Below are 15678 nucleotides of genomic sequence, written 5' to 3' on the forward strand. Positions count from 1 at the left end.
ACGCCCGACCGCGGGGGTGGGCGAAGAGGGCCTGTACCAGCCGGTACAGGCACCCGCAACACAGCGGCATCGAGAGAAGGAACAGAAGCCACCATGGCGGGACAGAAGATCCGCATCCGGCTCAAGGCCTATGACCACGAGGTCGTCGACTCCTCGGCGCGGAAGATCGTCGAGACGGTGACGCGTACCGGGGCGCAGGTCGCTGGCCCGGTGCCGCTGCCCACGGAGATCAACCGTTTCTGCGTCATCCGCTCGCCGCACAAGTACAAGGACTCGCGCGAGCACTTCGAGATGCGTACGCACAAGCGGCTGATCGACATCATCGACCCGACCCCGAAGACGGTCGACTCGCTCATGCGCCTCGACCTGCCGGCTGGCGTCGACATCGAGATCAAGCTGTAGGGACCGGACACATGGACAGGCAAGTTAAGGGGATCCTGGGCGCGAAGCTCGGCATGACCCAGGTCTGGGACAACAACAAGGTTGTCCCGGTGACCGTGGTTCAGGCCGGCCCCTGCGTCATCACCCAGGTTCGTGACGCCGACAAGGACGGTTACTCCGCGGTCCAGCTGGCGTACGGGACGATCGACCCGCGCAAGGCCAAGAAGCCGCTCCGCGGGCACTACGCCAAGGCCGACGTGGCGCCGCGCCGGCACATCGTCGAGCTGCGCACCGCCGACGCCGGCGACTACTCGCTCGGCCAGGAGATCACGGTCGAGGAGTTCCCGGTCGGCGTCTCCATCGACGTCACCGGCAAGACCAAGGGCAAGGGCTACGCCGGCCCGATGAAGCGGCACGGCTTCCACGGTCTGCGCGCCAGCCACGGTGTCGAGCGCAAGCACCGCTCCCCGGGCTCCATCGGCGCCTGCGCCACCCCGGGTCGCGTCTTCAAGGGCACCCGGATGGCGGGCCGCATGGGTGGCGTGCGCTACACCGTGCAGAACCTGACCGTCCAGGCGGTCGACACCGAGAACAACCTCCTGCTCGTCCGCGGCGCCATCCCCGGCCCGAAGGGCGCGCTGGTCCTGGTCCGCACCGCGGCCAAGACCAAGGCGAAGAAGGGCGGTGTGGCCAAGTGACCACCGTTGACGTCCTGAACACCGAAGGCGCCAAGAGCGGCTCGGTCGAGCTGCCCGCCGACATCTTCGACGTGCAGGCCAACGTCCCGCTGATGCACCAGGTCGTGGTGGCGCAGCTGGCGGCGGCCCGGCAGGGCACCCACAAGACCAAGACCCGCGGTGAGGTCGCCGGCGGCGGCAAGAAGCCGTACAAGCAGAAGGGCACCGGTCGGGCCCGTCAGGGCTCGATCCGGGCGCCGCAGTTCGCCGGCGGTGGCGTGGTGCACGGCCCGGTGCCGCGCGACTACAGCCAGCGCACCCCGAAGAAGATGAAGGCCGCCGCGCTGCGTGGCGCCCTCTCCGACCGGGCGCGCGCCGGACAGGTGCACGTCGTCGAGGCGTTCGTCTCGGGCGAGAAGCCGTCGACGAAGGCCGCGCTGGCCACGCTCGCCAAGCTGACCGAGGCCCGTCGGGTGCTGGTCGTGCTGAGCAGCACCGACGAGCTGAACTGGGTGTCGCTGCGCAACGAGTCGCGGGTGCACCTGATCGAGGCCGGCCAGCTCAACACGTACGACGTGTTGGTGGCCGACGACGTGGTCTTCACCAAGGAGGCCCTGGACGAGTTCCTGGGCGTTCCCGCCGAGACCACCGAGGAGGGTGGCAAGTGAGCACGATCGCCGACCCGCGCGACATCATCGTGGCGCCGGTCGTCTCGGAGAAGAGCTACAGCGAGCTGAACCGGAACTGGTACACCTTCCTGGTGCACCCGGACGCGAACAAGACCGCGATCAAGATCGCCATCGAGCAGATCTTCAACGTCCGCGTCCTGACGGTCAACACGCTCAATCGCGAGGGCAAGCGCAAGCGGACCCGTACCGGGTTCGGCAAGCGCAAGGACACCAAGCGGGCGATGGTGAAGCTGGCTGAGGGAGACCGCATCGAGGCCTTCGGCGGCCCGGTCAGCTGAGGGGTGTAGACAATGGCTATCCGTAAGTACAAGCCGACGACGCCGGGCCGGCGTGGCTCGAGCGTCGCCGACTTCGCCGAGATCACCCGGTCGACGCCCGAGAAGTCGCTGTTGGCCCCGCTGCCGAAGAAGGGCGGCCGGAACGCCCACGGGCGGATCACCGCCCGGCACCAGGGCGGCGGCCACAAGCGCCAGTACCGGCTGATCGACTTCAAGCGGGTCGACAAGGACGGCGTGCCGGCCAAGGTCGCGCACATCGAGTACGACCCCAACCGCACGGCGCGGATCGCGCTGTTGCACTACGCCGACGGCGAGAAGCGGTACATCCTCGCGCCGAAGGACCTGAAGCAGGGCGACGCGGTGGAGTCGGGCCCGGGCGCGGACATCAAGCCCGGCAACAACCTCCCGCTGCGCAACATCCCGGTCGGTACCACGATCCACAACGTGGAGCTGCGTCCGGGTGGCGGCGCCAAGCTGGCCCGCTCGGCCGGCGTCGGCATCCAGCTCCTCGGCCGTGAGGGCGCGTACGCGACCCTGCGTATGCCGTCGGGTGAGATCCGCCGCGTCGACGTGCGCTGCCGCGCCAGCGTCGGCGAGATCGGCAACGCCGACCAGTCAAACATCAACTGGGGCAAGGCCGGCCGGATGCGCTGGAAGGGCAAGCGCCCGACCGTCCGTGGTGTGGCCATGAACCCGGTCGACCACCCGCACGGTGGTGGCGAGGGCAAGACCTCCGGTGGTCGCCACCCGGTCAACCCGCAGGGTAAGCCCGAGGGCCGCACCCGTCGTAAGGGCCAGCCGAGTGACCGGCTGATCGTCCGCCGCCGCTACGCCACGCGTAAGCGCGGCTGAGGGAGATAAGACATGCCTCGCAGCCTGAAGAAGGGCCCGTTCATCGACGACCACCTGCTCAAGAAGGTGGAGACGCAGAACGAGAAGGGCTCGAAGAACGTCATCAAGACCTGGTCGCGCCGCTCCACGATCATCCCGGACATGCTCGGGCACACGATCGCGGTGCACGACGGACGTAAGCACGTCCCCGTGTTCGTGACCGAGGCGATGGTCGGGCACAAGCTCGGCGAGTTCGCGTTGACCCGCACGTTCAAGGGTCACGAGAAGGACGACCGGAAGAGCCGCCGGCGCTGACGCCGCGGGCATACGGATAGAGGATCAAGGGGTTACAGCGATGCCAGGAAAGGGCGACGCTCCGGTGCTTCCGGGCGCGCGGGCGATTGCGCGACACGTGCGCATCTCGCCGATGAAGGCGCGCCGGGTGGTCAACCTCGTCCGCGGCCTGCCCGCGAAGGAGGCGCTCACGGTGCTGCAGTTCGCGCCGCAGGCGGCGAGCGAGCAGGTGTACAAGGTGCTCGCGAGCGCGATCGCCAACGCGGAGAACAACGAGCGGCTGGACCCCGACGCGTTGCTCGTCAGCGAGGCGTTCGTGGACGAGGGCCCGACCATGAAGCGGTTCCAGCCGCGGGCCCAGGGCCGGGCGTACCGGATCCGCAAGCGCACCTGCCACATCACGGTGGCGGTCGAGGCGGTCGCGCCGGCCGCGCCGAAGAAGTCGGCGAAGAAGTCGGCCCCGGCCAAGCAGACCGAGCCGGCCGAGACGCAGAGCAACACGGAGGGCGCCGAGTAATGGGTCAGAAGGTTCACCCGCACGGGTTCCGGCTCGGCATCTCGACCGACTGGAAGTCCCGCTGGTTCGCGGACAAGCTCTACAAGGACTACATCGGCGAGGACGTCAAGATCCGCCGGATGATGTCCAAGGGCCTGGAGCGCGCCGGCATTTCCAAGGTCGACATCGAGCGCACCCGCGACCGGGTCCGCGTCGACATCCACACCGCCCGGCCGGGCATCGTCATCGGCCGTAAGGGTGCGGAGGCCGACCGGATCCGCGGCGAGCTCGAGAAGCTCACCGGCAAGCAGGTGCAGCTCAACATCATCGAGGTGAAGAACCCCGAGTCGGACGCGCAGCTGGTCGCCCAGGGCGTCGCCGAGCAGCTCTCCAGCCGGGTCAGCTTCCGCCGGGCGATGCGCAAGGCGATGCAGTCGGCGATGAAGAACCCGATGTGCAAGGGCATCCGGGTGCAGGTCTCGGGCCGCCTCGGTGGCGCCGAGATGAGCCGCACGGAGTTCTACCGCGAGGGTCGGGTTCCGCTGCACACGCTGCGGGCCAACATCGAGTACGGCTTCTTCGAGGCCCGTACCACCTTCGGCCGCATCGGCGTGAAGGTCTGGATCTACAAGGGTGACGCGGTGCCGGGTCGGGAGACCCCGACCGAGGCTCCGTCGCGCCCGCGCCGGGAGCGCGGTGACCGCCCCGAGCGGCCGCGTCGTGGTCGGTCCGGTTCGTCCGGCACGACCTCCGGTGGCACCGAGGCCGGCCGCGCTGCCGCGACGACCGTCGCGCAGCAGGCCGAGACGCCGAGTGGCGAGCCGGTGGACGCGTCCGCCGTCGCCGCCGCGGCAGAAACGCAGCAGGAGGGCTGACAGATGCTGATGCCGCGCAAGCCCCCGAAGGGCTTCCGCAAGCCGCACCACCCGGACCGCAGTGGCGCGTCCAAGGGCGGCAACCGGGTGGTGTTCGGCGAGTTCGGGATCCAGGCTCTCGAGCCGGCGTACGTGACCAACCGGCAGATCGAGTCGGCGCGTATCGCGATGACCCGCCACATCAAGCGTGGCGGCAAGGTCTGGATCACCATCTTCCCGGACCAGGCCCTCACCAAGAAGCCGGCCGAAACCCGGATGGGTTCCGGTAAGGGTTCGCCGGAGTGGTGGGTCGCCAACGTCAAGCCGGGGCGGGTCCTCTTCGAGATGTCCTTCCCCAACGAGCAGATCGCGCGAGAGGCGATGCGCCGCGCGATCCACAAGCTCCCGATGAAGTGCCGAATTGTGACGCGCGAAGTGGGTGAATCCTGATGGCAGCGGGCGTTAAGGCCTCCGAGCTGCGTGAGCTCTCCGAGGAGGAGCTGGTCACGAAGCTGCGTGAGGCCAAGGCGGAGCTGTTCAACCTCCGCGTGCAGGCCGCGACCGGTCAGCTGGACAACAACCGGCGGTTGCAGGTCATCCGTCGGGAGATCGCCCGGATCTACACGATCATGCGTGAGCGCGAGCTGGGGCTCTCGGCCGCGCCGACTGAGGTGACTGCTTCATGAGCGAGAACACGACCGCCACCCAGCAGCGTGGCCGCCGGAAGGTCCGCGAGGGCCTCGTGGTCAGCGACAAGATGGACAAGACCGTCGTGGTCGAGGTCGAGGACCGGGTCAAGCACGCGCTGTACGGCAAGATCATGCGCCGTACCAGCAAGCTGAAGGTCCACGACGAGCAGAACTCCGCCGGTATCGGCGACCGCGTCCTGATCATGGAGACCCGGCCGCTGTCCGCCACCAAGCGGTGGCGAATCGTGGAGATCCTCGAGAAGGCCAAGTAGCGAAGGCTCGAGCTCGGCCGAGATCGGTCGGGCGCAGGTTCCGCCAGGCTCCGGCCGCCCCGGCGGCCGGAGAACCGGCAGACATAGGAGATAGACGTGATTCAGCAGGAGTCGCGACTGCGCGTCGCCGACAACACGGGTGCCCGGGAGATCCTGTGCATCCGGGTTCTCGGTGGCTCCGGTCGGCGCTACGCGAGCATCGGCGACGTCATCGTGGCGACCGTCAAGGACGCGATCCCGGGTGCCGGTGTCAAGAAGGGCGACGTGGTCAAGGCCGTCATCGTCCGTACCGCCAAGGAGCGGCGGCGGCCGGACGGGTCGTACATCCGCTTCGACGAGAACGCCGCCGTCATCATCAAGGACGGTGGGGACCCGCGCGGTACCCGTATTTTCGGCCCGGTCGGTCGTGAGCTGCGGGACAAGCGGTTCATGAAGATCATTTCTCTCGCGCCGGAGGTGTTGTGACCGTGAAGGTCAAGAAGGGCGACACGGTCGTCGTCATCGCCGGCAAGGACAAGGGTGCCAAGGGCAAGGTCATCGCGGCCTACCCGCGGCAGGACAAGGTCCTGGTCGAGGGCGTGAACCGGGTCAAGAAGCACACCCGCATCAGCACCACTCAGCGTGGCGCCAAGACCGGTGGCATCGTCACTCAGGAGGCCCCGATCCACGTCTCGAACGTGATGGTCGTGGACTCCGACGGCAAGCCGACCCGCGTCGGTTACCGGATCGACGACAACGGCCAGAAGGTCCGCGTCGCGCGTAGCACTGGTAAGGACCTGTGATGACCACGGCTACCGAAACCAAGACCATGCCGCGCCTCAAGGAGCGGTACCGCAACGAGATCGTGGCCCAACTGCGCGAGCAGCACGAGTACGGCAACCCGATGCAGGTGCCGCGACTGGTCAAGATCGTCGTGAACATGGGTGTCGGCGAGGCCGCTCGGGACGCCAAGCTCATCGACGGCGCGGTCCGCGACCTGGCCACCATCACCGGCCAGAAGCCGCAGGTCCGGCGGGCGACGAAGTCCATCGCGCAGTTCAAGCTCCGCGAGGGCATGCCGATCGGCGCGAAGGTGACCCTGCGCGGCGACCGGATGTGGGAGTTCCTGGACCGGCTGCTCTCCATCGCGCTGCCGCGTATCCGTGACTTCCGCGGCCTGGACGGGCGCAAGCTCGACGGGCACGGCAACTACACGTTCGGTCTGACCGAGCAGTCGGTGTTCCACGAGATCGACCAGGACAAGATCGATCGCCAGCGGGGCATGGACATCACGGTGGTGACCACCGCCACGACCGACGACGAGGGCCGGGCGCTGCTGAAGCTCCTGGGCTTCCCGTTCAAGGAGAACTGAGATGGCCAAGAAGGCGCTGATCCTCAAGGCGGCCGCGAAGCCGAAGTTCTCGGTTCGCGCGTACACCCGCTGCCAGCGGTGCGGGCGTCCCAAGGCGGTCTACCGCAAGTTCGGTCTCTGCCGGGTGTGCATCCGGGAGATGGCCCACCGCGGTGAGCTGCCCGGCGTGTCCAAGGCTTCCTGGTAATAGCCCGGCGCGCTTCGGCGCATCTGCTGGACTGTCTCTTCGCCGTAGGCCTGCGCGAGTCGCGGGAACCCCGGCGAGAAAGGTTGACGAGTTTTCATGACGATGACCGACCCGATCGCAGACATGCTCACGCGTCTGCGTAACGCCAACCAGGCGTACCACGACCGGGTGACGATGCCCTACTCGAAGATCAAGGCCAACATCGCCGAGGTCCTCAAGTCCGAGGGTTACATCGCCACCTGGGCGGTCGAGGAGCCCGAAGAGGGCGCCGTCGGCAAGCGACTGGTCGTCGAGCTGAAGTACGGCCAGAACCGGGAGCGGAGCCTGGCCGGTATCAAGCGCGTCTCCAAGCCCGGTCTGCGGGTGTACGCCAAGTCGGACGGGCTCCCGCGGGTGCTCGGTGGGCTGGGCGTGGCGATCATTTCGACGTCCCAGGGGCTGCTCACCGACCGGCAGGCCCGCAAGCGGAGCGTTGGCGGGGAAGTCCTCGCCTTCGTCTGGTAACGGGAGACAGGTAGAAATGTCGCGAATTGGACGTAAGTCGATCCCGGTGCCCTCCGGCGTCGACGTGACGATCGACGGCCAGACCGTCAAGGTCAAGGGCCCCAAGGGCGAGCTGTCGCACACCCTGGCCGCGCCGATCACGATCGAGCGGGCCGAGGACGGGCAACTGAGCGTCAACCGCCCGAACGACGAGCGCAAGGCCAAGGAACTGCACGGCCTGAGCCGTACCCTGGTCGCCAACATGATCGTCGGGGTCACCGAGGGCTACCGCAAGAGCCTGGAGATCGCCGGCACCGGTTACCGGGTCACCGCCAAGGGCAAGGACCTGGAGTTCGCACTCGGGTTCTCGCACCCGGTGCAGGTGCAGGCGCCCGAGGGCATCACCTTCACGGTGGAGCGGCCGACGCTGTTCCACGTGGCCGGTATCGACAAGCAGCTCGTCGGTGAGGTCGCCGCCAACATCCGGAAGATTCGCCCGCCGGAGCCCTACAAGGGCAAGGGCGTGAAGTACCAGGGCGAGGTCATCCGTCGCAAGGCTGGTAAGGCGGGCAAGAAGTGACCGCGTTCGCTGACACCAGGGCGAGGTCATCCGCCGGCCGCGAGGCCGTGAGAAAGGCAGGTAAGAAGTGAGCGCCACGCTGCTCAAGCGCCGCCGCGGCGTCGCCGCCAAGCGTGCCGTCGGGCGTGCGCGTCGGCACTTCCGGGTCCGCAAGCACGTCAGTGGCACCGCCGAGCGTCCGCGCCTGGTGGTCACCCGTTCGCTGCGGCACATCGTGGCCCAGATCGTGGACGACACCAAGGGGCACACCCTGGCGTCGGCCTCGACGCTGGACGCCTCGGTGCGCGGTACCGAGGGCGACAAGAGCGCCCTGGCCGGCAAGGTCGGCTCCCTGCTCGCCGAGCGGGCCAAGGCCGCCGGCGTCTCCAAGGTCGTCTTCGACCGCGGTGGCAACCGGTACGCGGGGCGGGTCGCCGCGCTTGCCGACGCCGCCCGCGAAGCCGGGCTCGAGTTCTGACAATCCCCGTCACGAGAGAGAAGGAAGGCTGCTGATGCCAGGTCAACAGCGCCGTGGCGGCGGGTCCGGTGGCAACGAGGGTGGTCGCCGCGACAACCGCCGTGAGGGCGGCCGCGGAAACGCGCCCGCCGAGAAGACCCCGCACCTCGAGCGGGTCGTCGCGATCAACCGCGTCGCCAAGGTCGTGAAGGGTGGTCGTCGCTTCAGCTTCACCGCCCTCGTGATCGTCGGCGACGGCGACGGCACCGTGGGCGTGGGCTACGGAAAGGCCAAGGAGGTGCCCGCGGCGATCGCCAAGGGTGTCGAGGAGGCCAAGAAGCACTTCTTCAAGGTGCCGCGGATCGGTTCCTCGATCCCGCACCCGGTCACGGGCGAGGACGCCGCCGGTGTGGTGCTGCTCAAGCCGGCCTCGGCCGGTACGGGTGTCATCGCCGGTGGTCCGGTCCGTGCCGTGCTGGAGTGCGCGGGCATCCACGACGTGCTCTCCAAGAGCCTCGGCTCGTCGAACCCGATCAACATCGTGCACGCCACCGTGGCGGCCCTGAAGGGGCTGGAGTCCCCGGAGGCTGTCGCGGCGCGTCGGGGCCTGCCGGTGGAGGACGTCGCTCCGGCCGCCATGCTCGCCTCGCGGGCGGAGGTGGCCTCCTGATGGCACGTCTGAAGGTCACCCAGCTCCGGTCCGACATCGGGACCAAGCACAACCAGCGTGAGTCGCTGCGGTCGCTCGGTCTCAAGCGGATCAACGACGTGGTGGTCAAGGAGGACCGGCCCGAGATTCGCGGCATGATCTTCAAGGTGAGCCACCTCGTGAAGGTCGAGGAGGTCGAGTAATGACGATCAAGGTCCATCACCTGCGCCCGGCGCCGGGGGCCAAGACCGCGAAGACCCGGGTGGGTCGCGGTGAGGGCTCCAAGGGCAAGACCGCCGGTCGCGGTACCAAGGGTTCGAAGGCCCGGAAGAACATCCCGGCGGCGTTCGAGGGTGGGCAGATGCCCATCCACATGCGCCTGCCGAAGCTGAAGGGCTTCAAGAACAAGTTCAAGGTGGTCTTCCAGGTGGTCAACCTGGACCGCCTGGCCGAACTGTTCCCCAACGGTGGTCAGGTCGGCCCGGCCGAGCTGGTCGAGGCCGGTGCGGTCCGCAAGGGTCACCCGGTCAAGGTCCTCGGCACCGGGGACCTCGGCAACGTGTCGCTCCAGGTCTCGGCGCACGCGTTCAGCGCGTCGGCCAAGGAGAAGATCGCTGCCGCCGGTGGTTCGGCCACCGAGCTGTAAGCAGGTACGAGCGATGGCGCCCGCCAGTTGATCGAAGCTGGCGGGCGCCATGGTCTCCACAGGGCCTGTGCGCCCGGTAACATCGGATTCGGTTTATGTAGCCGGGCACATCTGCCCGGACGGGGATCGGGCTGTTAGAGTCCCTTCCCAGCCATGGATATCGGGCACCTGCCCGGCACCCACCCCAAACCGCCAGGGACGACCGGCGGCCCGCCTCGCGCAGGAGGAAGAAGTTGCTGTCCGCCTTTCTCAGTGCGTTCCGTACGCCTGACCTGCGCAAGAAGCTGCTGTTCACAGTAGGCATCATCGCGATCTACCGGCTCGGCGCGACGCTGCCCAGCCCAGGCGTGTCGTACGGCAACGTCCAGCAGTGCCTCGACACCATCGACGGCTCGACCGGGGTCCTGAACCTGCTCGACCTCTTCTCCGGTGGTGCGCTGCTCCAGCTCTCGGTCTTCGCGTTGGGCATCATGCCCTACATCACCGCGTCGATCATCTTGCAGCTTCTGACAGTGGTGATCCCGCGGCTCGAGCAGCTCCGCAAGGAGGGCCAGGCCGGCCAGGCGAAGATCACCCAGTACACCCGCTACCTGACCCTGGGGCTGGGTGTCCTGCAGGCGTCCGCGTTCGTGGCACTGGCCCGCTCCGGACAGCTCTTCAACAACCAGTGCGACCAGTTCCCGATCATCCCCGAGGGCACCGGCATCCCGGACTGGCTGACCCTGTCCATCCTGGTGATGACGATGACCGCCGGTACCGGTGTGGTCATGTGGCTGGGCGAGCTGATCACCGACCGTGGCGTCGGCAACGGCATGTCGGTGCTGATCTTCACCTCGATCGCCGCCCGCCTCCCCAGCGAGGGCTGGCGGATCAAGGAGAGCCAGGGCTGGGCCAAGTTCTTCCTCGTCATCGCCCTGGTCCTGGTGGTCATCACCGCGGTCACCTTCATCGAGCAGGCGCAGCGCCGGATCCCGGTGCAGTACGCCAAGCGCATGATCGGCCGGCGGATGTACGGCGGCACGTCGACCTACATCCCGTTGAAGGTCAACCAGGCGGGTGTCATCCCGGTCATCTTCGGCTCGTCGCTGCTCTACCTGCCGCAGTTGGCGCTGCAGTTCTTCGACCAGAACGACCCGGGTCAGACGCAGGCGTGGATCCAGAACAACCTGGTCGACCCGACCAGCCCGATCTACATCTCGGTCTACTTCCTGCTGATCATCTTCTTCACGTACTTCTACGTGTCGATCACGTTCAACCCGACCGAGGTCGCGGACAACATGAAGAAGTACGGCGGCTTCGTGCCGGGCATCCGCCCCGGCAAGCCGACCGCCGACTACCTGGACTTCATCCTGAGCCGGATCACGCTGCCGGGGGCGCTGTACCTCGCGATCATCTCGATCCTGCCGAACTTCTTCTTCATCTGGCTGGACCGGCAGCAGTACCTCAACTTCCCGTTCGGCGGTACCGCTGTACTGATCATGGTCGGTGTGGCTCTGGAGACCAGCAAGCAGATCGAGAGCCAACTGATGCAGCGGAACTACGAAGGGTTCCTGCGGTAGATGAGACTGGTTCTGGTTGGCCCACCCGGGGCGGGCAAGGGAACGCAGGCGGAGTTCATCGCCGCGCACGTCTCCGTGCCGAAGATCTCGACCGGTGACATCTTCCGCGCCAACGTGTCGCAGGGCACCCCGCTCGGGGTCGAGGCCAAGCGCTACATGGACGCCGGCAAGTTGGTGCCGGACGAGGTCACCATCAACATGGTGCGGGATCGTCTCGCCGAGCCGGACGCGTCCGAGGGCTTCCTGCTCGACGGCTTCCCGCGGACCACTCCGCAGGCCGCCGCGCTGGACAAGCTCCTGGCCGACCTCGGCACCGCGCTGGACGTCGTCCTGGAGCTGGTCGTCGACGACGACGAGGTGATCCGCCGGCTCTCCGGCCGGCGTACCTGCCGGGGCTGCGGCAAGATCTGGCACGTCGAGTTCGACCCGACCAGTCGGGACGGCATCTGCGACCGGTGCGGTGCCGAGCTGTTCCAGCGCGACGACGACAAGCCGGAGACGATCGCCGCTCGCCTGCGCGAGTACGCGGAGAAGACCGCGCCGCTGGTGGACTACTACGGTGCCCAGGGCAAGCTGGTCGGGATCGACGCCACCGGTCCGGTGGAGGACGTCACGGTCCGCGCGATCGACGCCCTGCGGTCCTACGGCGGCTGAGATCGGCGTAGTCGCCGGCCGGATAGAGTGCGAACAGCGGGGTACGCCCGGCGTGCCCCGCTGGTTCGGCAACGAAAGGTAGCGCCCCGATGCGTCGTCCCCAGCTGGACATCCAGCTGAAGACCCCCGAGCAGATCGAGAAGATGCGTGCCGCCGGGCTGGTGGTCGCCGAGGCGTTACACCGGATGCGCGAGGCGGTGGCGCCCGGAGTGAGCACCGCCGACCTGGACGCGATCGCCGAGTCGACCATCCGCGAGGCCGGTGGCGTCCCCTCGTTCAAGGGCTACCACGGCTTCCCGGCGTCGATCTGCTCGTCGGTGAACGAGCAGATCGTGCACGCGATCCCGTCGCCGGACCAGGTGCTCGCCGAGGGCGACCTGATCTCGATCGACTGCGGTGCGGTGCTCGACGGTTGGCACGGCGACGCCGCCATCACCGTCGGGGTGGGGGAGGTCGACCCCGCGCTGCTGCGGATGGCGACGGTCGCCGAGGACGCGATGTGGGCCGGTATCGCCGCCGCCGCTCGGGGCGCGGCCAGCGGCAAGGGCCGACTGACCGACATCTCCCACGCGGTGGAGAACGCGGTCCGCAAGGGCGGCCGGTACGGCATCGTCGACGGCTACGGCGGCCACGGCATCGGCACCGAGATGCATCAGGACCCGCACGTACTCAACCACGGGCGTCCGGGCAAGGGGCCGCGTCTGGTGCAGGGCATGGCGCTGGCCATCGAGCCCATGATCACCATGGGTTCGCCGCGTACCGCCGAACTGGCCGACGGTTGGACCGTGGTGACCCGGGACGGGTCCCGCGCGGCGCACGTCGAGCACACCATGGCGCTGCTCCCGGACGGGGTCTGGGTGCTGACCGCCCGGGACGGCGGCCGGGCACGCCTCGGTGATCTGGTCACCGCCCGCCAGCCCGCCGACTCCTCGGCCGGCTGAGCCCACCGACGCTCGGCGATCGGCCGCGCCGTCGGCTCTCTGGGCGGCTCTGTCCGGTCGTCGGTCGTGTGACGTTCGACACCACCGGAGCCCTGTGCTCACTCTCCGTGATTGGAGGCGGGGTGGTCGAGTCGGCTCCGGCGTGACGGCGGGCGGCCGTACGACGTCGGTTAGCCGGACTGGCGGCACGATGGCATGCTTGCCGACATGGACGGGCGGGACGGGATGCGGGCAGCGAACTCCGACCGGCAGGCCGTCGCCGAACGGCTCCGCGAGGCGCTCGACGAGGGCCGGCTCGACCTGCACGAGTACGACGACCGGTTGCAGCGCGCCTACGCGGCACGGACGTACGCGGAACTGGACGCTCTGACGGGTGACCTGCCCGGGGCGCTGCCGGCGCGGCAGGAGCCGGATGCGCCGGTGCTGCCCGACGGCGGGCGTGGGGTGACCGTCCGCTGGCTCGTCGACGTGTGGGAGCCGTGGCTCAAGACCGTCGGCATCGTCGTCGCGATCTGGGCGGTCACCTCGTTCGCCGCCCGCGATCTGGTCTACTTCTGGCCCATCTGGGTCGCTGGACCGTGGGGCGCGGTGCAGGTGGTGCGTACCGTCACCGGGTTGAGCACCGGGGAGCCGCAGCGGTGGGCGGCGCAGCAGGAACGCCGCCGGCAGCGGCGGAAAGAGAAGAAGGCCCGCAAGCGGGAGCGGGCCGCGCTCGTCGACGAGCAGCCCGGCGAGATCGCCGCCACGGCGACCGGATTCACCGAGCCGGGCGCGGGGCGGAACCGGCTTAGCACCGACACCGGGCCGGACGCGGTGCCCGAGTCGGCCGGGGCGGACCTGCGCGCCGAGGAGCTGGGCGCGGAGGCGGGTGGCGGTACGCGCGCCGAGCCGGAGGCCACCGGCGGGATGCGCCGTGCGGAGCGCGACGCGGCGGGCTGAAAGCCGGGTTTGTCCACCTCGTGGGCGTACTCTGGCCGGTCGGTTTGGCGGCGGCGTGCAGGCGGGCGTACACTTTCTGATCGGCGCACAGCGTCCACTCCGCCATGCCCACCAGCGCTTCGGTGGGACGCGGAGCCGCGGCTGGCGCGGGAAATCTGATCTTGATCAGTCACCCGTGTAAGACGTTGTGGGCCGTCCGGAGTAACCGACGTCAGGACAGCGGAGGACATGCCGAAAAAAGACGGAGCCATCGAGATCGAAGGTCGGGTCATCGAGCCCCTGCCGAACGCCATGTTCCGGGTGGAGCTCGCCAACGGCCACAAGGTGCTGGCTCACATCAGCGGCAAGATGCGGCAGCACTACATCCGCATCCTGCCGGAGGACCGGGTCGTCGTCGAGCTCTCGCCGTACGACCTGACTCGCGGGCGCATCGTCTACCGCTACAAGTAAGCCTGACGGCGGCCGGAAATCGTCCCGTGTCCGTCTTCGACGTCCGGTGTCGCGCCTCGTGGCGCCGGGCCAGATGGGAAGTAAGGCAACCGTGAAGGTCAAGCCGAGCGTCAAGAGGATCTGCAACAAGTGCCGGGTTATCCGCCGGCACGGCCGGGTCATGGTGATCTGCACCGACCCGCGCCACAAGCAGCGCCAGGGCTGAACCAGCCCACACATCACACATGCTCGTCCCAGCCGCGGGCGGTGCGCAGCGCGTACTTTCTCGTGGTTGACCCCCGGTCGGAGGCCGGGGCCCGCTCGGGCAGCGACCGATCCCGGTCGCCGGCGTGTATCGCGCCGGAAAGACGGGACGGCCGCGTAGCGGGGTGGGACGGGACCACACCTCCGGCAGAAAACCACAAGGAGTACGCCCGCAGATGGCACGTCTAGTCGGCGTGGATCTCCCCCGCGAGAAGCGGCTGGAGATTGCGCTCACCTACATCTTCGGCGTGGGTCGTACCCGCGCACTGGAGACGCTCGCCGCCACCGGCATCTCGCCGGACAAGCGCGCCCGGGACCTCACGGACGAGGAGCTGGTCCAGCTCCGTGACCACATCGAGGCCAACTACAAGGTAGAAGGCGACCTGCGCCGCGAGGTCGCCGCTGACATCCGCCGCAAGGTCGAGATCGGCTGCTACGCGGGTATCCGGCACCGCCGGGGACTGCCCGTCCGTGGCCAGCGGACCCGCACGAACGCGCGTACCCGCAAGGGCCCGAAGCGGACGGTCGCCGGCAAGAAGAAGCCCGGCAAGAAGTAGTAGTTCTTAAACCGGAATTCTGGTCCTTCTCCGCCGAGGTCGGCCGGACTCCCACCGGAGCCGGTGTCTACGGAAGTAGCGGGGCGAGAGACCGGAACCCGATCGAGAACCCAAACAGGAGCGCACAGACTTATGCCACCGAAGGCTCGTGCCGGAGCCGCAGTCAAGAAGGTCCGGCGCAAGGAACGCAAGAACGTCGCCCACGGGCAGGCGCACATCAAGAGCACCTTCAACAACACCATCGTGTCCATCACGGACCCGACCGGTGCCGTCATCTCGTGGGCCTCCGCCGGCCAGGTCGGCTTCAAGGGCTCGCGCAAGTCGACTCCGTTCGCCGCGCAGTTGGCCGCCGAGGCCGCCGCGCGTCGGGCCATGGAGCACGGCATGCGCAAGGTCGACGTGTTCGTCAAGGGACCCGGCTCCGGCCGGGAGACCGCCATCCGTTCGCTGCAGGCGGTGGGTCTGGAGGTCGGGCAGATCTCCGACGTCACCCCGCAGCCGCACAACGGGTGCCGTCCGCCGAAGCGTCGTCGGGTCTGAGA

At 68.4% G+C, this 15678-nt stretch carries 28 protein-coding genes and 1 pseudogene; all 29 read left to right on the forward strand.

The features are described 5' to 3' along the window. Positions 1-93 precede the first annotated feature (93 nt). A complete protein-coding gene (gene rpsJ / locus ACIBMZ_RS02200) occupies positions 94-402 on the forward strand; it encodes a 30S ribosomal protein S10 (protein WP_007073037.1) in 309 nt (102 codons plus the stop codon). Between the two features lie 11 nt (positions 403-413). Further along, positions 414-1079, forward strand: coding sequence for a 50S ribosomal protein L3 (rplC, locus tag ACIBMZ_RS02205; RefSeq protein WP_396690251.1), 666 nt, complete (start codon positions 414-416; stop codon positions 1077-1079). Then, positions 1076-1726 carry a 50S ribosomal protein L4 gene (gene rplD / locus ACIBMZ_RS02210; RefSeq protein ID WP_396690252.1) on the forward strand — a complete coding sequence of 217 codons (651 nt, stop codon included), beginning with the start codon at positions 1076-1078 and terminating at the stop codon, positions 1724-1726. Before rplC ends, rplD begins: the two co-directional genes overlap by 4 nt. Continuing rightward, positions 1723-2025, forward strand: a complete 303-nt coding sequence (gene rplW / locus ACIBMZ_RS02215; RefSeq protein WP_093403611.1) for a 50S ribosomal protein L23 — start codon at positions 1723-1725, stop codon at positions 2023-2025. The genes rplD and rplW overlap by 4 nt, the downstream gene beginning before the upstream one ends. 12 nt (positions 2026-2037) lie before the next feature. Further along, complete coding sequence (gene rplB / locus ACIBMZ_RS02220) at positions 2038-2877, forward strand: 50S ribosomal protein L2 (RefSeq protein WP_117226254.1); 840 nt, start codon at positions 2038-2040, stop codon at positions 2875-2877. A gap of 12 nt (positions 2878-2889) precedes the next feature. Further along, positions 2890-3171, forward strand: a complete 282-nt coding sequence (gene rpsS / locus ACIBMZ_RS02225) for a 30S ribosomal protein S19 (RefSeq protein ID WP_067359615.1) — start codon at positions 2890-2892, stop codon at positions 3169-3171. Positions 3172-3211: 40 nt separating this feature from the next. Next, positions 3212-3667, forward strand: coding sequence for a 50S ribosomal protein L22 (gene rplV, locus ACIBMZ_RS02230; RefSeq protein ID WP_350692880.1), 456 nt, complete (start codon positions 3212-3214; stop codon positions 3665-3667). Continuing rightward, positions 3667-4521 carry a 30S ribosomal protein S3 gene (gene rpsC / locus ACIBMZ_RS02235; protein WP_131052671.1) on the forward strand — a complete coding sequence of 285 codons (855 nt, stop codon included), beginning with the start codon at positions 3667-3669 and terminating at the stop codon, positions 4519-4521. Before rplV ends, rpsC begins: the two co-directional genes overlap by 1 nt. 3 nt (positions 4522-4524) lie before the next feature. After that, complete coding sequence (gene rplP, locus ACIBMZ_RS02240; protein ID WP_007465292.1) at positions 4525-4950, forward strand: 50S ribosomal protein L16; 426 nt, start codon at positions 4525-4527, stop codon at positions 4948-4950. Beyond that, positions 4950-5186, forward strand: a complete 237-nt coding sequence (rpmC, locus tag ACIBMZ_RS02245) for a 50S ribosomal protein L29 (RefSeq protein WP_007073028.1) — start codon at positions 4950-4952, stop codon at positions 5184-5186. Before rplP ends, rpmC begins: the two co-directional genes overlap by 1 nt. After that, positions 5183-5461 (forward strand): 30S ribosomal protein S17, encoded by a 279-nt coding sequence (gene rpsQ / locus ACIBMZ_RS02250; protein WP_396690256.1) that lies wholly within the window; start codon positions 5183-5185, stop codon positions 5459-5461. The genes rpmC and rpsQ overlap by 4 nt, the downstream gene beginning before the upstream one ends. 96 nt (positions 5462-5557) lie before the next feature. Beyond that, positions 5558-5926 carry a 50S ribosomal protein L14 gene (rplN, locus tag ACIBMZ_RS02255; protein WP_023358185.1) on the forward strand — a complete coding sequence of 123 codons (369 nt, stop codon included), beginning with the start codon at positions 5558-5560 and terminating at the stop codon, positions 5924-5926. After that, a complete protein-coding gene (gene rplX, locus ACIBMZ_RS02260; protein WP_350692876.1) occupies positions 5923-6243 on the forward strand; it encodes a 50S ribosomal protein L24 in 321 nt (106 codons plus the stop codon). Before rplN ends, rplX begins: the two co-directional genes overlap by 4 nt. After that, positions 6243-6812, forward strand: coding sequence for a 50S ribosomal protein L5 (gene rplE, locus ACIBMZ_RS02265; protein WP_350692874.1), 570 nt, complete (start codon positions 6243-6245; stop codon positions 6810-6812). The genes rplX and rplE overlap by 1 nt, the downstream gene beginning before the upstream one ends. A gap of 1 nt (position 6813) precedes the next feature. Then, positions 6814-6999: a type Z 30S ribosomal protein S14 gene (locus ACIBMZ_RS02270; protein ID WP_007073023.1), complete on the forward strand. Its 186-nt coding sequence runs from the start codon at positions 6814-6816 to the stop codon at positions 6997-6999. Positions 7000-7095: 96 nt separating this feature from the next. Beyond that, positions 7096-7503 carry a 30S ribosomal protein S8 gene (rpsH, locus tag ACIBMZ_RS02275; protein ID WP_093403619.1) on the forward strand — a complete coding sequence of 136 codons (408 nt, stop codon included), beginning with the start codon at positions 7096-7098 and terminating at the stop codon, positions 7501-7503. Between the two features lie 16 nt (positions 7504-7519). After that, positions 7520-8062, forward strand: a complete 543-nt coding sequence (gene rplF, locus ACIBMZ_RS02280) for a 50S ribosomal protein L6 (protein ID WP_203997226.1) — start codon at positions 7520-7522, stop codon at positions 8060-8062. A 67-nt stretch (positions 8063-8129) separates the two neighbouring features. After that, positions 8130-8519: a 50S ribosomal protein L18 gene (gene rplR, locus ACIBMZ_RS02285; protein WP_396690260.1), complete on the forward strand. Its 390-nt coding sequence runs from the start codon at positions 8130-8132 to the stop codon at positions 8517-8519. A gap of 34 nt (positions 8520-8553) precedes the next feature. Beyond that, complete coding sequence (rpsE, locus tag ACIBMZ_RS02290; RefSeq protein ID WP_093403623.1) at positions 8554-9168, forward strand: 30S ribosomal protein S5; 615 nt, start codon at positions 8554-8556, stop codon at positions 9166-9168. Beyond that, the gene (gene rpmD / locus ACIBMZ_RS02295; RefSeq protein WP_117226245.1) at positions 9168-9350 is read left to right on the forward strand and encodes a 50S ribosomal protein L30; all 183 of its coding nucleotides are present in this window, start codon (positions 9168-9170) and stop codon (positions 9348-9350) included. The genes rpsE and rpmD overlap by 1 nt, the downstream gene beginning before the upstream one ends. Beyond that, entirely contained in the window at positions 9350-9793 is a 444-nt protein-coding gene (gene rplO, locus ACIBMZ_RS02300) for a 50S ribosomal protein L15 (RefSeq protein ID WP_396690263.1), read from the forward strand. The genes rpmD and rplO overlap by 1 nt, the downstream gene beginning before the upstream one ends. Before the next feature lie 233 nt (positions 9794-10026). Beyond that, positions 10027-11352 carry a preprotein translocase subunit SecY gene (gene secY, locus ACIBMZ_RS02305; RefSeq protein WP_396690265.1) on the forward strand — a complete coding sequence of 442 codons (1326 nt, stop codon included), beginning with the start codon at positions 10027-10029 and terminating at the stop codon, positions 11350-11352. Beyond that, positions 11353-12006 carry an adenylate kinase gene (locus tag ACIBMZ_RS02310; protein ID WP_117226242.1) on the forward strand — a complete coding sequence of 218 codons (654 nt, stop codon included), beginning with the start codon at positions 11353-11355 and terminating at the stop codon, positions 12004-12006. 89 nt (positions 12007-12095) lie between these two features. Next, positions 12096-12947, forward strand: coding sequence for a type I methionyl aminopeptidase (map, locus tag ACIBMZ_RS02315; protein WP_396690267.1), 852 nt, complete (start codon positions 12096-12098; stop codon positions 12945-12947). A 207-nt stretch (positions 12948-13154) separates the two neighbouring features. Then, a pseudogene (locus ACIBMZ_RS02320) lies at positions 13155-13658 on the forward strand (DUF1707 domain-containing protein); the annotation flags it as partial. Positions 13659-14114: 456 nt separating this feature from the next. After that, positions 14115-14336 carry a translation initiation factor IF-1 gene (infA, locus tag ACIBMZ_RS02325; protein ID WP_007073013.1) on the forward strand — a complete coding sequence of 74 codons (222 nt, stop codon included), beginning with the start codon at positions 14115-14117 and terminating at the stop codon, positions 14334-14336. A 91-nt stretch (positions 14337-14427) separates the two neighbouring features. Then, positions 14428-14541, forward strand: a complete 114-nt coding sequence (rpmJ, locus tag ACIBMZ_RS02330) for a 50S ribosomal protein L36 (RefSeq protein WP_012184307.1) — start codon at positions 14428-14430, stop codon at positions 14539-14541. Positions 14542-14755: 214 nt separating this feature from the next. Then, positions 14756-15136 (forward strand): 30S ribosomal protein S13, encoded by a 381-nt coding sequence (rpsM, locus tag ACIBMZ_RS02335; protein ID WP_117226239.1) that lies wholly within the window; start codon positions 14756-14758, stop codon positions 15134-15136. A gap of 132 nt (positions 15137-15268) precedes the next feature. Then, a complete protein-coding gene (rpsK, locus tag ACIBMZ_RS02340) occupies positions 15269-15676 on the forward strand; it encodes a 30S ribosomal protein S11 (RefSeq protein WP_007073011.1) in 408 nt (135 codons plus the stop codon). The last annotated feature ends 2 nt before the right edge of the window (positions 15677-15678 follow it).

The organism is Micromonospora sp. NPDC049900 (assembly GCF_044461025.1).
Taxonomy (GTDB): Bacteria; Actinomycetota; Actinomycetes; order Mycobacteriales; family Micromonosporaceae; genus Micromonospora.